We start from the raw sequence: 14,222 nt of genomic DNA on the forward strand, positions 1-14,222 counted from the left end.
GAGCATGTCCGGCGTAGCTCGTGATCAGGATGTGGACATCGACCTCGGCCAGTTGGTCCGTGCGGTCTGGGCGCGCCGTCTGCGGATTTTGACAATCACCCTCGTGGGGGCGGGCGTCGCCTTTGTCGGCGCCAAGATCATGTCGCCGCAATATCGCACCGAAACACGCATCCTCATCGAACCCCGGGCGCCGGCCTTCGCCAGTACGCAGCAGATCAATGACGCCAGCGCCGGCCCGCTGATGGATGAACTGAACATCGCCAGCCAGGTGCAGCTCCTGCAATCGGCCGATCTCCTCAAGAAGGTCATCAACGACCTCAAGCTTTATAACCTGCCGGAATTCGACGATGCCGCCAGCGGCTCGGCGATGAGCAGTATCCTGGTGAAGCTTCACCTGAAGAAGAACCCGCTGGAAAATCCGCCAGAAGAGCGCGTCATCGACGCCTTCGTCGAACGCCTGCAGGTCTATCAGGTGCCGGGTTCACGCGTCATCGGCATCAATTTCACCTCCAAGGACCCGAAGCTCGCCGCCGCCATTCCGAACGCCATGGCGAATGTCTATCTTTCAACCCAGAGCGGCGCCAAGCTCGATTCCAATTCCGAAGCGACCCGCTGGCTGGAGCCGGAGATCGAAGGTCTGCGCCAGAAGGTCAGCGAAGCCGAGAAGAAGGTCGCCGAATACCGCACCTCGCACGGGCTGCTGCAGACGAACGGCACGACGACTTTTCCGGCCCAGCAACTGAACGATATTTCCGCTGAGCTGACCCGCGTGCGGGGCGACAAGGCCAATGCCGAGGCGAGGGCGCAGGCGGTGCGCAATGCACTGTCTTCGGGCGAAGCCTCCGATACGCTGCCTGACATCATGTCCTCCCAGGCGATCCAGCGGCTGAAGGCGACGGAATCCGGCCTGCAGTCGCAGATCTCCGATCTGCAGACCAGCCTTCTCAACAGCCATCCGCGGCTGAAAAGCCTGCGTGCCCAGCTCTCCGATATCCGCAGCCAGATCCGCCAGGAAACGCAGAAGATCCTGGCGAGCATCGAGAACGAGTCGAAGGTCGCGGATCTGCGGGCGAGCGAGCTCGAGCGCCAGTCGGAGACGGTGCAGGCCAACAGCGCCCGCGCCGGTGAGGACGAGGTCGGTCTCAATGCGCTGGAGCGCGAGGCGAACGCCCAGCGCCAACTGCTCGAAACCTATCTGGTGCGCTACCGCGAAGCCGCGTCCCGCGCCGACAGCAATTCGAGCCCGGCCGATGCCCGTATCGTTTCCAGGGCCGTTGAGCCGGTCGATCCCTATTTCCCGAAGGTGGTGCCGATCGTCGTCGTCGCTGCCGTCGCGACGCTGATCATGAGCGCCATCGTCATCATGCTGGCCGAACTCTTCAGTGGCCGGGCGCTCCGCCCGACAGATGCGGCTTCAGAGACAATCGAGGCAGAAGCAGTCGTCGAGGAGAAACATGTGCCGCAGGCCGCTCCGATCGCCGCCGCCGCCGGAAAACCCGTTCAGCCGAGCATGCTCGCCGTCGTCGCGGACGAAGAGGATACGATCGAGGACGTGAAGGTTGCCGATGAGGGGCCAGAGGACGAGCCGGAGGATGACAATGAATTCTCCGTCGCCTCAGTTGCGGATTATCTCACCGGCAGCCGCGCGCCGCTGGCAATCGCCATATCTCCGACTGGTGACAATGGCTCGATGGCGACGGTTTCGCTGACCCGCATGCTCGCCGATGCCGGCCACCGCGTCATCCTGATCGATATGACCGGCTCCGGCTACCCCACGGAACTGATGGCCGAGGACCCGGCCGCCCTTGGCGTCACCGATCTGCTTTGCGGCGAGGCCGCCTTCGGCGACACGATCCACGGCGACCGCCTTTCCGACGCCCATCTCATTCCCCAGGGCCAGAGCGACGTGCGCCGCGCCATGCGCGGTGTCGACCGGCTGTCGTTGCTGCTCGATGCGCTCGCCGCCGCCTACGATCTCGTGGTGGTCGAATGCGGTTCGGCCGATGTCGCCGGCGTCTCGCGGCTGACGCGCAGCCGGGACGTCGAGATCATCCTCTCGCTGCCTGAGGTCGAGGAGACCATTTTCGTTGCATTGATGACGGAATTCCAGGCGGCCGGCTATGAGCGCGTCGTGCTGATGTCGGGCGGCGAAGGGGCCGAGCAGACGCTCGGCCGGGCCGCTTGAACGGTTAAAGCATGTCGCGCAAACGTGTGCAGCGGTTTTGCGGCAACGACATGCGTAACAAAAAGCTAAAGCGCAAGGAGCGAATCTGAAAGATCGCGACGCGCTTTAACCGACCCGTGCCCGGATGCCCTGGGCGAATTTATAGAGCTTCGGGCGCACCTTGATGTGCGCCTTGCCGCGGGTGACGAGCCGGTGGGCGGCGCCGGCGACGACGCCGAACGGCGATACCGGCAGCACCACGTCGTAATGCGCGGTCTCGACCGGCGCCCAGGAACGCTTGTAGGTCTGGTCGCCGAGGCCGAAATCGAACAGCTCGACGCCCTTGCCATGCAATCCTGAGATGGTCTGCCAATAGAGGAATTCGCCGGGGCTCGTATCCGGCACGAGCTCTTCATCGATCGCGCCGAACTGGCAGATTATATGGTCGCCCTTGCGCGAAATCCCTGAAATCGCGGCGATCTTACCCTCATGCTCGCCCTTGAGCCGGAGCATATGCATCTGCAGCCCGAAGTACTGCCTGCTGTCGTCCTGCTTGTCGATGAGACCATGCAGGAAGGTCTGCGTTTCCCCGTCGGCAAAGACGTCGGGCAGGCCGAGGCTGGCGAAGCGGGCGCTTTTCAGGCGGAAGAAGATATCGAGCAGGCCGTGCTGTTCTGCCGATGTCCCGGGAATGACGTATTCGAAGCCGCCGGCCGCCTCGAGGCGCTTCGACTGAACACGGAATTTCTTGCGTCGGTTCTTGGCGTTGAGCTGCTTCAGCGTGTCCTCGAAAGCGGGAAGGAACGGCAGCTGATAGGCATGATTCTGGTTCTGCACCATCGGCAGCCCGGCGAGCGGGCTCTCTCGCCCGCGCCATTCGAGCGGGATGTTCTGCAGCAGCAGCAGATCGGCGCGGCCCTTCAGCGCATGCCGGAGCTGGCCGGCGAACTCATGGGGGGCGATGGTCCTGCCGGCTTCGGCAAAGCTCTCGGCGAACAGGCCGGTATTGATATTGCTGTGATCGGCGGCAATGAATTTCGCCGTCCTGAGGCCGCGAGACTTGACGATCTCGATCGGCAGAATGAAGGCGGTCTGCCCCGCATGAGTGGCTTTGAGGATCGCAAGCGGCCGCTGGAAGGCGCTCGCCCAGGCGGCGCACCAGTCGTAGCTCTGATGCAGGGACTGGAGGTTGTCGCGCTCCAGCGCCCGCCATTCATCCTCCAGCGGCTGCATCGCGTCGAAGACTTCGATGTCGAGTTGGGTCATGGCGAGTTTCATGCTCAGCTGGCGCAGGCGCGAAATGGCCGTATCGGCCAGCGCCACGTCGTCGGACGGCTGTTCATGGACATCGAGTGGTTGCGTCTGCACGGTTTTCTCCGGTCAAGAATGCTGAACGGGAAGGTAGGTATGGCAGACGTATATTTGGTTTAACCGCAGGTGATGGGCGAGGTTTTCCGCGTATCACGGTTATTCGGCCGTTAATGGCCTATTGCTGCCGCGGTCCGGCCATCCATTTGATGATCACCATTGCCGGCAAGACCCAGAGCAGGCCGGTGAGCAGGAAGTAGAGCAGATGTCCCCACCAGGGCGCGTTGCCGAGCGTTGCCACCGCGATCGTATTCGCCACTAGCGCATAGACGACCACGAGCACGATGATGAGGATCGTGCCGATGAATTTGCGGAGGCGGACGGGCATCGGTTATCTCTCGGCATGGAGGGGACGAACCGGCGCGACGGCATGCCGCAAAGGTTCGGGGCTTGTTTTGCATGAGCCGGTGGGGCAAATCAACTGCCGGATAGAAGGAGACATCATGGCCGTCGCAAACCCGACCACGGAACAGGCGATCCTGAGCGAAATGCGCAAGCAGAATCGCGACCGCCGCGCCTTGCGCTTCTGGCTCGGCTTCGTGCTTTTGGCGCTCTTCTGTCTCGTACTCGTCGGCGGCGCCACGCGGCTGACCAATTCCGGCCTGTCGATCACCGAGTGGAAGCCGATCCACGGCGTCATCCCGCCGTTGTCGGCTGCCGAATGGGAGGAGGAATTCCGCCTCTACCAGCGCATTCCCGAATTTCAGCAGCTGAACAGTTCCATGACCGTCGATGAGTTCAAGGGCATCTTCTGGTGGGAATGGGCGCACCGGCTGATCGCGCGTGCCATTGGCGTAATTTTCGCGCTGCCGCTCATCTATTTCTGGCTGACGGGCCGGATCGAGAAGCGTCTGCGCTGGCCGCTCGTCGGCATCCTGGCGCTCGGCGGCCTGCAGGGGTTTATTGGTTGGTGGATGGTGTCCTCGGGCCTTTCCGTCCGCACCGACGTCAGCCAGTACAGGCTGGCGACGCATCTCGTCATGGCCTGCCTGATCTTTGCCGGCTGCATGTGGATCATGCGTGGTCTCTCACCGCATTCCGACGATGCGCCGCCGGCACGAAGCTCGCGCGGTTTTGCCGCCGCGATCGCCATTTTCGCGCTGTTCCAGATCTATCTCGGCGCGCTGGTAGCGGGGCTTGATGCCGGTTTCTCCTACAATACCTGGCCGCTGATGGATGGCGCCGTTATCCCTTCCGATCTGCTGATCCAGCAGCCCTTCTGGATCAATGCCTTCGAGAACCCGAAGACGGTGCAGTTCATTCACCGCATCGGCGCCTATACGCTCTTCGCATTGACGCTGATCAACATGGTGATCGCCCTTCGCGCAGCACCTTGGACCACCCATGCACGTCGCGCGATCCTGCTTTTCGTGCTGGTGACGCTGCAGGCGGCGATCGGCATAGCGACGCTGTTGATGCAGGTGCCGCTTCACTGGGGCCTGCTGCATCAAGCCGGCGCGCTGGTGGTTTTCGGCTTCGCCGTCGCCAACTGGCGCGGCTTTTACGGCGAATATCCGCACGGGACGATGATCGCGGAACGCGATTGAAGCGAGCGGCCGAGGCTTCGGGACGGAACTAGCGCAACACCCCATCGAGCAGCGGCATGCCGATGATCGCGGCGGCGGCGATCAGGACGTAGCAGGCGATGCGGAAGGTCCGCTCCTCGGCAAGCCCGAACAGTTTCGAGCTGCCATAGAGCCCGACCGCATAACTCGGCAGAATGACGACTGTGAGCGCAAAGACGGCAGGCACGAACAGTCCGCCGAAATAGTAGCTGATAGCGCTGAAGACGGACGAAATCGAGAAATAGAGCACCACATTCGCCCGGACACGGATGAAGTCGCTCTTGCCGCCGAGCCAGTAGGCGACGACCGGCGGCCCGCCGAGCTGCGCAGCGCCGCTGAAAAGCCCGGCGATCAGCCCGACTCCGCTGGTGAGCGGTGCGGACGCCTCCCCGTGATAGCGCCATCCCGATACCAGCAGCGCAAGCAAGGAGATAGCGATGATCGTGATGCTCCAGCGCAAGAGCAGCGGGTCGAGCAGCGCCAGCATCGCCGTGCCGGCCGGGACGCCGAGCGCCGCACCCGCCGCCATGACGAAAACCTCGGGTCGATTGGCGCCGCGCCAGGCCGGCGGAATCATCCCGAGTGTGGCAATGCCGTCAATGACGAGCAGGATCGGTGAGATCAGCTTCGGCCCGACGATCGCGCCGCCGAGCGGAATGAAGATCAATGCGGCGCCGAAACCTGAAAAGCCGCGGGCAAGCCCGGCGATGAAGGCAAATGCCATCAGCGCATAGATGCCATGATCGGGCAAGGCGGCGGCAAACCATACGCCGACGCCAGCGATAAGTGCATCCAGCGTCATGACATCGGCTCCGTGATTCGGGATGGGCAGCGAGAAAGGATGCGGTTTCATAGCCCAATCGCCATCGATGATCGAGCGCGAAAGCGATGCTGCGGCCGCCGAGGCAGGCGGCCGCGAGATCATGATGATGAGATCGACACGAAGCTTGAGCGGCATCAGGTCGATGCCGCCGCTCACGCCTTACGAGGCGAGCATCAGGTCCATGTTCTGCACCGCAGCGCCCGAGGCGCCCTTGCCGAGATTGTCGAGCAGCGCCACCAAATTGACCTGCGAAGCGCCCGGGGTGCCGAAGACGAAGAGCTTCATCGTGTCTTTGCCTTCGAGTTCGACGGCGTTGATACGGGGCAGGGTCTTGCTTTCGGCCAGTAGTACGACACTGACGATATCCTGGCCGGCATAATGAGCGACGAGGGCGGCATGGATGCTCTCCATCGTCGTGCCCTCGGCGAGATCGTCGAGATGCAGCGGCACCTGCACGATCATCCCTTGCGCGAACTTGCCGACCGACGGCGAGAAGATCGGCGCGCGGTCGAGCAGGCCATGCACGGTCATCTCGGGCACGTGTTTGTGGGTGAGCGGCAGGCCGTAGAGGAAATGCGGTGCGGTGATCGCATCCGGGTGATCCGGATTTTCCATCTGCGCAATCATCTGCTTGCCGCCGCCGGTATAGCCGGAGACCGCGTTGACCGTAATCGGATAGCCGTCCGGCAGAATGCCGGCGGCGCGCAGCGGCCGGATGAGGCCGATCGCTCCAGTGGGATAGCAGCCGGGATTGGCGACGAACCGGGCGGCAGCGATCTTGTCGGCCTGCTGCTTGTCCATTTCGGCAAAACCATAGGCCCAGCCGGGATTGACGCGGAAGGCGGTCGAGGTGTCGATGACGCGCACATTGTTGTTGGCCGAAACCATCTGCACCGCTTCCTTCGACGCATCGTCGGGCAGGCAGAGAATGGCGATGTCGGCGCCGTTCAGCATGTCCTCGCGCATGGCGGCGTTGCGCCGCTCGGCTTCGGGTATGGACAGAAGTTCGACATCGCGGCGGCCTGCCATGCGCGTGCGGATCTGCAGACCCGTCGTGCCGTGTTCGCCGTCGATGAAGATTTTCGGTGCCATGTTAAACCTGCGCTTTCAATGGGTTCTGAAGGTTTCCGGATTCAGTTTGAAGATGATAGGTCAGCCTTGTGACACGGCGATGGCGCGTCTCTCGGCATGAAGCCCCAGCATATACATCGCCACTGTTGCCCCCGCAATGGCGGTGATATCGGCATGATCGTAGGGCGGCGATACCTCGACGACGTCGGCGCCGCGGATATCGAGCTGGTGCAGACGCTGCAGCACCGAGAGGATCTTGGCGCTCGATGGTCCGCCTGAAACCGGCGTGCCGGTGCCCGGCGCAAAGGCTGGATCGAGGCAATCGATATCGAAGGTGAGATAGGCCGGCGCCCCGCGCGTATGGGAGATGATCGCCGAGGCGATATCGCTGGCGCTCATCTCCTCGACTTGATGACCGTAGAGAATATTGACGCCGCAATCCTCAGGCGCATGGGTGCGGATGGCGATCTGAATGGAGCGGTCGGGATCGATGATACCTTCGCGCGCTGCCCGCGCCACGAAAGAGCCGTGGTCGATGCGCCGTTCCTCGTCGAACCAGGTATCCTGGTGCGCGTCGAACTGCACGAGCGCGAGTGGGCCATGTTTTGCCACATGGGCTTTCAGCAGCGGCCAGGTGACGTAATGATCGCCGCCCAGCGTCAGCAGGAAGGCACCGCTGTCGAGGATGACATTCGCCTGTCGTTCGATGGCGGCTGGCGTGTCCTGATGATTGCCATAGTCGAGCAGGCAATCGCCGTAGTCGATCACGGCCATTTCGGCGAAGAGTTCGCGGTTGAAGGGATATTGCGCATCATTGTCGAAGATCGCCGAGGCACGCCGGATCGCCTGCGGCCCGAAGCGTGTGCCCGGCCTGTTCGATGTCGCAGCATCGAAGGGAATGCCCCAGACGGCGACGTCGACGCCGGCGAGCTCCTTGGTGAAGCGGCGGCGCATGAAGGACAGCGCGCCGGCAAAGGTCGGATCGCTGGCAGCGGAGGTGAGGCTGGTCGCCGTGAAGGCGTGGTCAATCGATCTGTTCGCCAAATCATGCTCCTTTTTCGGTCGCAAAATCATAGTCGCGTTCGATACGGACGCTGCATTGTAGGATCTCCGCACGATGCCAGAGCGTCGGGCGGCGGGTCTCTCGCGAAGGAATTGGCCGATCCCCCGCGCGCAGAAAGGGGTAGGCGAGGTGCGGACGGATTTCAAGCAATCGTTCGGACGACGGCCGCTCGTTATCGTCGAGCGACCGTCATTTGTCCGCTGCCTATCCGGCCGGCTCCCGCAGGCACCACAATCCAGCCAGCGTTGTCAGCGCGGTCGCTGAGACATAGCCCGCGAGCGGCCAGGCGCTGTCACTGCCGAGCAGAATCACGAAGAAGGTTCCGGCAAAGCCGACGATGATGCTCGCGACGCAGGAATAGGGCGCGACCGCCGTCCCGGCCGTATCGCCAAAGGCGTCGAGCGCGCCGTTGGCGGTGACCGCCGTCGCAACGACGATACCGATCGCGATGATCCACATCGGCACGACGAAGCTGACGAGGGAAGGCTGCAGAAACAGCTGTCCAAAGGTAAGCAGCACGGCGCCGAGAAGCAGCATTGCCATGCCTCTGGCAAGGCTGCCTGCAATGCCCCAGCGCATGACGAAACGCTTGGCGAAACGCGCCGTCACGATCATCACCAGCGCCACCGTGGCAAAGATGAAGCTGAAGGCGATGCCGGAAAAACCGGCTTTGTCGATCAGGATACGGGGTGCCGTCGAGAAGAAGACGAAGAAGGCGCCCATCGCCGTGCTGAAGCCGCCCGTATAAACCCAGAAGGGAAGGCTTGTAAGGATCGGGCGGAGAGCGATCTTCGCGGTAACGGCAGGGCGGGTTTCGTGCCATCGCATGCCGGCGTTGAAAAGGGCGGCAACCGCAAGGAGGCCGATGACGAGGAAGATGGCGCGCCAGCCGAAGCGATCCGCGATCAAGGCTCCGATGATCGGGCCGAGTGCGGGCACGAAGGAGAGGATGGATCCGAGAAGGCTATAGATCGTGCTGCTTTCGGGACGCCCGGCGTAGACGTCACGCACGGTTGCGAAAGTTGCAACGAGGGTCGCCGACGCGCCGACTGCCTGCAGCAATCTCAAGACCACGAAGATCGGCGCCGACGAGGAGCCGGCAAGCAGGAAGGATGAAGCGGCAAAGAGTGCAGCACCTCCAAGCAGGACAGGCCGTCGTCCGGCAGTATCGGAAATTGGGCCGAAGACGATCTGGCCGACACCGAGCACGAGCATGTAGAGGCTGAGGGTCAGTTGGATGACCGCCGGCGAAGTGCCGAGCGCCTCCGGCATGACCGGCACGATCGGCAGATAGATATCCATGGCGAGCGAGGCCAGGATGTCGAACGGTGCCATCAGCAGCAAGGCTGCCGGCAGGGGATAGGTCCATTGCTGGATTTTGGGATAAGACATGGGAAAGAACCCGCTCAAATGATTTCATTCGGCGGCGATCTGTCTCTTCATCAGTATCGGGATTGACCGGACAGACGCCGCAACAACAGGGCAGAGTTGTTGCGGCTTATTTGTCTGCGGACTTGGTTGTTCCCATGATTCGACCCTGACTGCGGCTTTGCTCATTTCCGAAGCGCTTTGCCAAGTTTCTACCAGCAGAGCGGGAATGCGACAATGGCATACCGGCACGCTTCCGATTGGTTTAAACAGCGCAAAAAAGGCCGGGTTGCCCCGGCCTTCGTAAATTCCATCTGTCCGAAGCGATTAACGCTTGGAGAACTGGAACGAGCGGCGGGCCTTTGCCTTGCCGTACTTCTTGCGTTCGACGACGCGGCTGTCGCGGGTCAGGAAGCCGCCCTTCTTCAGTACCGCGCGCAGGCCCGGTTCGAAGTAGGTAAGCGCCTTGGACACGCCATGGCGAACGGCACCGGCCTGGCCGGAGAGGCCGCCGCCGGCAACGGTTGCGACGATGTCAAACTGGCCGTCACGGGCAGCCGCAACGATCGGCTGGCGCAGGATCATCTGCAGCACCGGACGGGCGAAATATTCCGCGAATTCCTTGCCGTTGACGGTGATCTTGCCGGAGCCCGGCTTGACCCAGACGCGGGCGACGGCGTTCTTGCGCTTGCCGGTCGCGTAGGAGCGGCCGAGCGAATCGACCTTGCGGACGTGGGCCGGAGCAGCAGCTTCGGAAACCGTGCCGAGATCCTTCAGGGAGGAGAGGTCAGCCATATCAGGCGCTCCTTACGTTCTTTTTGTTGAGCGCGGCAACGTCGAGGGCGACCGGCTGCTGGGCTTCATGGGGATGGTTGGAGCCGGCGTAAACGCGCAGGTTCTTCATCTGGCGACGGCCGAGCGGGCCACGCGGAACCATGCGTTCGACGGCCTTTTCGAGGACGCGCTCCGGGAAGCGGCCTTCGATGATCTGGCGTGCGCTGCGTTCCTTGATGCCGCCGGCATAACCGGTGTGCCAGTAGTAGACCTTGTCGGAATACTTCTTGCCGGTGAAAACGACCTTTTCGGCATTGATGACGATGACGTTGTCGCCGTCGTCAACGTGAGGCGTGAAGGTTGCCTTGTGCTTGCCGCGCAGGCGCATAGCGATGATGGAAGCGAGACGGCCAACGACCAGCCCTTCGGCGTCGATGATCACCCACTTCTTCTCCACCTCTGCAGGCTTCTGGGAGAAGGTTGCCATAGTGAATACTCTCTTTTGGGACCCTTGGCCCGAGGGCTTGAAGGGCGTTTCTTGTTGCTTGGATTGGCAGGCTTTAGGCATGCCAAAAAGAAAGCAGCCCGGACAGGCTGCGTTCTGGGGCGGTGTATAAAGGCAATGTGACACTGGGTCAATATCGATTTCCCGAAGGTTTGGAAAAATTTTGAAGCAAAAACAAATACTTAGATATGTGGTATTTGGATACCTCATATTTCTGCGGTCGCGAACTGTTGCGTCTGACGTTTTTCACGTCATTTCTGCCGGTTTGAAATCGCGTCCCCTGGTCCAAAGCGGTTCTCAACCTTTGAACGCGCGCAGGCATTTCATCATTTCGCGAAGGCCGCGTGTCAGATGTTTGTCCCGGCGCAGAACCATGCCGAGGCGGCGCGTGAGCCGCGGGTTTAGCGATGAAGTCGTCACCAGGCCGGCGCGGTCGCGCTTCAGCGCCAGCCCCGGCAGGATCGACCAGCCGAGCCCCACGGCCACCAGCTCCTTGATCGCCTCGATGCTGCCGAACTCCATCGCAGGTCGGATCCTGGTATCCGGTGCAGCCAGCCACGCGTCGATCGCCCGCCTGGTATTGCCGCCCTCATAAAGCAGCAGCGTCCTGTCGCGCATGAAGGCGGCGTCCGGCCCGCCTTCGGGCATCAGGCTGCCCGCAGGCGCGACGGCCAGCAATTCCTCCTCGTAGAACGGCTCGATCTCGAAGTTCCGTCCCGATGCCGGCAGGGCGACGACGGCGATATCGAGGCTGTTGGCCTCCAGATCGCGCAGAATGTCATCGGCATCGCCGATGCGCACGGTGATTTCGAGGCCGGGCATGGATTTTCTAGCAACGGCGATGGCGCGAGGAAGCAGATGGATCGACGCCGTGCCGCCGCTGCCGATGCGCACACGGCCGCTGGCGCCATCTCTATACGGCATCATCGCTTCTTCCGCGGCGGCCGATTCCTGAAGCAGTCGCCTTGCATGCACGAGCAGGTCGAGGCCTGCCGCGGTCGGCTGCGCCCGCCGCCCGACACGCTCGATCAGCCGGACGCCAAGCCGCTGTTCGAGCCCCTTCACCTGCAGGCTGACGGCCGGCTGCGTCAGGCCCTCCTTGTCGGCCGCAGCCGTAAAGCTTCCGAGATCGGCGACATTGACGAAGGCGGCAAGCTGATCGAGGTGGAGAGGCATACAAAAGAGATCCTTATGCATATCATAATATCCATAAGCTTCTTTCGCGGCATCTTCCAGCGCATCTTTCATCCGTTGAAGAAAGGAAGAAGAGATGGCCCTGGAATTAAGCGGGATCCTTGACACACCTCGCGATATCGTTCGGTCGAGACTTCGCGGCATGGCGCGCTGGAGCCTGCGGCTGCTGATGACGATCGAACATCACCTCGAAAAGCGCCGCAGCCGCCGCACGCTTTTGGAACTCACCGACGACGAGCTTTGCGATGTCGGTCTGACCCGTGCGCAGGCGAGCGCAGAAACATCGAAGTCGTGGTTCTGGTCCTGACGGCAACGGTCTCTGCGGGGAGTGTGGATCCTGCTCGAAATTTCCGGCGCCTTGTGGCAAAACGTCTGCCTGGAATCGAGCGCAGGGAGCAGCATCATGGCCGAAATCGTATCCTTCCGGAAGGACGCCGCCGGAGCGGAAGAGGGCGGCATGCTGACCCGCTCGCTGCGCGACGGCGTGCTGCGGCTCGTGCTCAACAACCCACCGGCCAATGTGCTTTCGATCGCGCTTCTCGAAGCGCTGATGCAAGAACTCGAGACGGCCGGGGCGGAGCCGGATGTGCGCGTCGTCGTCATCGCGTCGACCGGCAATGTCTTTTCCGCCGGGCATGATCTCAAGGAACTCACCGCCCATCGCGCCGATGAAGATCAGGGGGGCGGTTTCTTCGAAAGGTCCTTCCGGCTCTGCGCCGATCTGATGCTGAAGATCGCGCATCTGCCGAAGCCTGTCATCGCCGAGATCGACGGGCTTGCAACGGCTGCGGGCTGCCAGCTCGTTGCCTCCTGCGATCTGGCGATTTGCACGGACAATTCGACATTCTGTACGCCGGGCGTCAACATCGGCCTGTTCTGTTCGACGCCGATGGTGGCCGTTTCCCGTGCCGCGCACCGCAAGCAGGCGATGGAGATGCTGCTGACCGGCGAGACGATCGACGCCTCGACCGCCAAGGACTTCGGCCTCGTCAACCGTATCGTGCCAAAGCAGTATCTGGCGCAGGTGGTTTCCAAATATGCGGCTGTGATCGCCAGCAAGTCGCCACTGACACTGAAGATCGGCAAGGAAGCCTTCAACCGGCAGCTCGAACTGCCGGTGGAGGCGGCATATGATTATGCCGCCAGGGTGATGGTCGAGAACATGCTGACTGAGGATGCGCAGGAAGGGATCGGCGCCTTCCTCGGCAAGCGCAAGGCCGAATGGACAGGTGAGTGATCACGCCAGTTTCAGAAGCAGCCCGCCGATCGCGATGACGACGCCGGCGACGTAGCGCCAGATGCTGGCTTTTTCCTTGAAGACGGTGATCGAGATCACCAGTGCAAACAGGATTGCGGTTTCGCGCAAGGCTGCGACGGTCGCGACCGGGGCTTTCGTCATCGCCCAGAGTGCCAGCCCGTAGGAAGCGATCGAGCCGGCGCCGCCGATAAGGCCGCGCCACCAGTTGCGGCGAACGTGACGCACGACCGCGAAAGCGCCGCGCTGGGATGCTGCCCAGGAAAACAGCAGCAGCGGCGGCAGCAGCGACATCCACAAAGTGTAGGAAACCGCATTGCCGGAGATGCGCGCGCCGATTCCGTCGACATAGGTGTAGCTGGCGATGACGCAGGCATTGGCAAGCGAGAGGATGACGGCGCGGCTGCTGCCGCGCCGCGCCTCGAGGGCGAGTGTCAGCACGCCGGCCGAGATCGTCATCGTGCCGGCAAGGGCGCCGCCGGAAAGATTTTCCTTCAGGATGAAACCGCTTGTCGCAGCGATCAGCAGCGGCGCGCAGCCACGCATCAGCGGATAGACAAGGCCGATATCGCCGGCCCGGTAGGCGGCGGCGACCAGCTGGAAATAGGCGAACTGCAGGATGGCAGAGGCGCCGATGAACGGCCAGGCCGAGGCGTGCGGCAACGGCAGGAATGGCAGGAACGGCAATGCCGAAACCGCGCCGCCGGCCGAGATCAGCGCCGCATCGAGGGACTTATCGCTCCCCGCCTTGATGATGGCGTTCCATGTCGCGTGCAGCAGTGCGCCGAAGAGAACGAGCAGGATGACGTCGAGAGGCAAGGGAGTAATCCGGAAAGGATGAGAGGAAGCGGAACACGCCTCGCCTTCGGCGTTTCAAATTCGTGAAAAGACAACTGGGATTTGCACGAAATTGCATGGCGGCGGTCGCTTACGTGTCCATATGACGAATAGCATCCTTTCAGGAGGTGAACAATGGCGACCCATTGGAGCAATTTTTACGTGCGCGCGACATGCGTTCAATCCACGCGATCCTTTCAACTATGAGATGTTTCTAATGGATGCGGGAACAAAT

The 14,222-nt window shown here is 62.2% G+C and carries 14 protein-coding genes; 4 read left to right on the top strand and 10 right to left on the bottom strand.

Annotation, left to right across the window (positions count from 1 at the left end; genetic code table 11):
* The first annotated feature begins 4 nt into the window (after window positions 1–4).
* Window positions 5–2,185: an exopolysaccharide transport family protein gene (locus tag G9X67_RS19530; RefSeq protein ID WP_171599434.1), complete on the top strand. Its 2,181-nt coding sequence runs from the start codon at window positions 5–7 to the stop codon at window positions 2,183–2,185.
* Between the two features lie 105 nt (window positions 2,186–2,290).
* Here G9X67_RS19530 and G9X67_RS19535 read toward each other — a convergent pair whose 3' ends face one another.
* Window positions 2,291–3,532 carry a GNAT family N-acetyltransferase gene (locus tag G9X67_RS19535; RefSeq protein ID WP_138328283.1) on the bottom strand — a complete coding sequence of 414 codons (1,242 nt, stop codon included), beginning with the start codon at window positions 3,530–3,532 and terminating at the stop codon, window positions 2,291–2,293.
* Window positions 3,533–3,650: 118 nt separating this feature from the next.
* Window positions 3,651–3,860, bottom strand: a complete 210-nt coding sequence (locus G9X67_RS19540; protein WP_138328282.1) for a DUF2842 domain-containing protein — start codon at window positions 3,858–3,860, stop codon at window positions 3,651–3,653.
* A gap of 115 nt (window positions 3,861–3,975) precedes the next feature.
* Here G9X67_RS19540 and G9X67_RS19545 point away from each other — a divergent pair, with 115 nt between their 5' ends.
* On the top strand, window positions 3,976–5,079 hold the full coding sequence (locus G9X67_RS19545; RefSeq protein WP_171599435.1) for a COX15/CtaA family protein: 1,104 nt from the start codon (window positions 3,976–3,978) through the stop codon (window positions 5,077–5,079).
* Window positions 5,080–5,107: 28 nt separating this feature from the next.
* Here G9X67_RS19545 and G9X67_RS19550 read toward each other — a convergent pair whose 3' ends face one another.
* The 7 genes from G9X67_RS19550 to G9X67_RS19585 form a co-directional block, all read right to left on the bottom strand.
* Window positions 5,108–5,899, bottom strand: coding sequence for a sulfite exporter TauE/SafE family protein (locus tag G9X67_RS19550; protein ID WP_171599506.1), 792 nt, complete (start codon window positions 5,897–5,899; stop codon window positions 5,108–5,110).
* Window positions 5,900–6,079: 180 nt separating this feature from the next.
* Window positions 6,080–7,012 carry an N-acetyl-gamma-glutamyl-phosphate reductase gene (gene argC / locus G9X67_RS19560; protein WP_171599436.1) on the bottom strand — a complete coding sequence of 311 codons (933 nt, stop codon included), beginning with the start codon at window positions 7,010–7,012 and terminating at the stop codon, window positions 6,080–6,082.
* A 60-nt stretch (window positions 7,013–7,072) separates the two neighbouring features.
* Window positions 7,073–8,035, bottom strand: a complete 963-nt coding sequence (speB, locus tag G9X67_RS19565; protein WP_171599437.1) for an agmatinase — start codon at window positions 8,033–8,035, stop codon at window positions 7,073–7,075.
* Window positions 8,036–8,258: 223 nt separating this feature from the next.
* On the bottom strand, window positions 8,259–9,446 hold the full coding sequence (cml, locus tag G9X67_RS19570; protein WP_171599438.1) for a CmlA/FloR family chloramphenicol efflux MFS transporter: 1,188 nt from the start codon (window positions 9,444–9,446) through the stop codon (window positions 8,259–8,261).
* Window positions 9,447–9,749: 303 nt separating this feature from the next.
* Window positions 9,750–10,217, bottom strand: a complete 468-nt coding sequence (rpsI, locus tag G9X67_RS19575) for a 30S ribosomal protein S9 (protein WP_003558419.1) — start codon at window positions 10,215–10,217, stop codon at window positions 9,750–9,752.
* Window position 10,218: 1 nt separating this feature from the next.
* Window positions 10,219–10,683, bottom strand: a complete 465-nt coding sequence (rplM, locus tag G9X67_RS19580) for a 50S ribosomal protein L13 (protein WP_003558420.1) — start codon at window positions 10,681–10,683, stop codon at window positions 10,219–10,221.
* A gap of 315 nt (window positions 10,684–10,998) precedes the next feature.
* A complete protein-coding gene (locus tag G9X67_RS19585) occupies window positions 10,999–11,898 on the bottom strand; it encodes a LysR family transcriptional regulator (RefSeq protein WP_171599439.1) in 900 nt (299 codons plus the stop codon).
* Between the two features lie 73 nt (window positions 11,899–11,971).
* Here G9X67_RS19585 and G9X67_RS19590 point away from each other — a divergent pair, with 73 nt between their 5' ends.
* Window positions 11,972–12,202, top strand: a complete 231-nt coding sequence (locus G9X67_RS19590) for a DUF1127 domain-containing protein (protein WP_138328276.1) — start codon at window positions 11,972–11,974, stop codon at window positions 12,200–12,202.
* Between the two features lie 96 nt (window positions 12,203–12,298).
* A complete protein-coding gene (locus G9X67_RS19595; protein ID WP_138387565.1) occupies window positions 12,299–13,132 on the top strand; it encodes an enoyl-CoA hydratase in 834 nt (277 codons plus the stop codon).
* Here G9X67_RS19595 and G9X67_RS19600 read toward each other — a convergent pair whose 3' ends face one another.
* Window positions 13,133–13,969 (bottom strand): EamA family transporter, encoded by an 837-nt coding sequence (locus G9X67_RS19600; RefSeq protein WP_138387564.1) that lies wholly within the window; start codon window positions 13,967–13,969, stop codon window positions 13,133–13,135. It lies immediately after the preceding gene.
* Window positions 13,970–14,222 lie beyond the last annotated feature (253 nt).

Source organism: Rhizobium sp. WYCCWR 11152, from assembly GCF_013087615.1.
Classification (GTDB): Bacteria; Pseudomonadota; Alphaproteobacteria; order Rhizobiales; family Rhizobiaceae; genus Rhizobium; species Rhizobium indicum.

Coding starts and splice junctions, on each gene's coding strand:
- G9X67_RS19530 (WP_171599434.1), top strand. CDS start 5: ATGTCCGGCGTAGCTCGTGATCAGGATGTGGACATCGACCTCGGCCAG.
- G9X67_RS19540 (WP_138328282.1), bottom strand. CDS start 3,860: ATGCCCGTCCGCCTCCGCAAATTCATCGGCACGATCCTCATCATCGTG.
- G9X67_RS19545 (WP_171599435.1), top strand. CDS start 3,976: ATGGCCGTCGCAAACCCGACCACGGAACAGGCGATCCTGAGCGAAATG.
- G9X67_RS19550 (WP_171599506.1), bottom strand. CDS start 5,899: ATGACGCTGGATGCACTTATCGCTGGCGTCGGCGTATGGTTTGCCGCC.
- argC (WP_171599436.1), bottom strand. CDS start 7,012: ATGGCACCGAAAATCTTCATCGACGGCGAACACGGCACGACGGGTCTG.
- cml (WP_171599438.1), bottom strand. CDS start 9,446: ATGTCTTATCCCAAAATCCAGCAATGGACCTATCCCCTGCCGGCAGCC.
- rpsI (WP_003558419.1), bottom strand. CDS start 10,217: ATGGCTGACCTCTCCTCCCTGAAGGATCTCGGCACGGTTTCCGAAGCT.
- rplM (WP_003558420.1), bottom strand. CDS start 10,683: ATGGCAACCTTCTCCCAGAAGCCTGCAGAGGTGGAGAAGAAGTGGGTG.
- G9X67_RS19585 (WP_171599439.1), bottom strand. CDS start 11,898: ATGCATAAGGATCTCTTTTGTATGCCTCTCCACCTCGATCAGCTTGCC.
- G9X67_RS19590 (WP_138328276.1), top strand. CDS start 11,972: ATGGCCCTGGAATTAAGCGGGATCCTTGACACACCTCGCGATATCGTT.
- G9X67_RS19595 (WP_138387565.1), top strand. CDS start 12,299: ATGGCCGAAATCGTATCCTTCCGGAAGGACGCCGCCGGAGCGGAAGAG.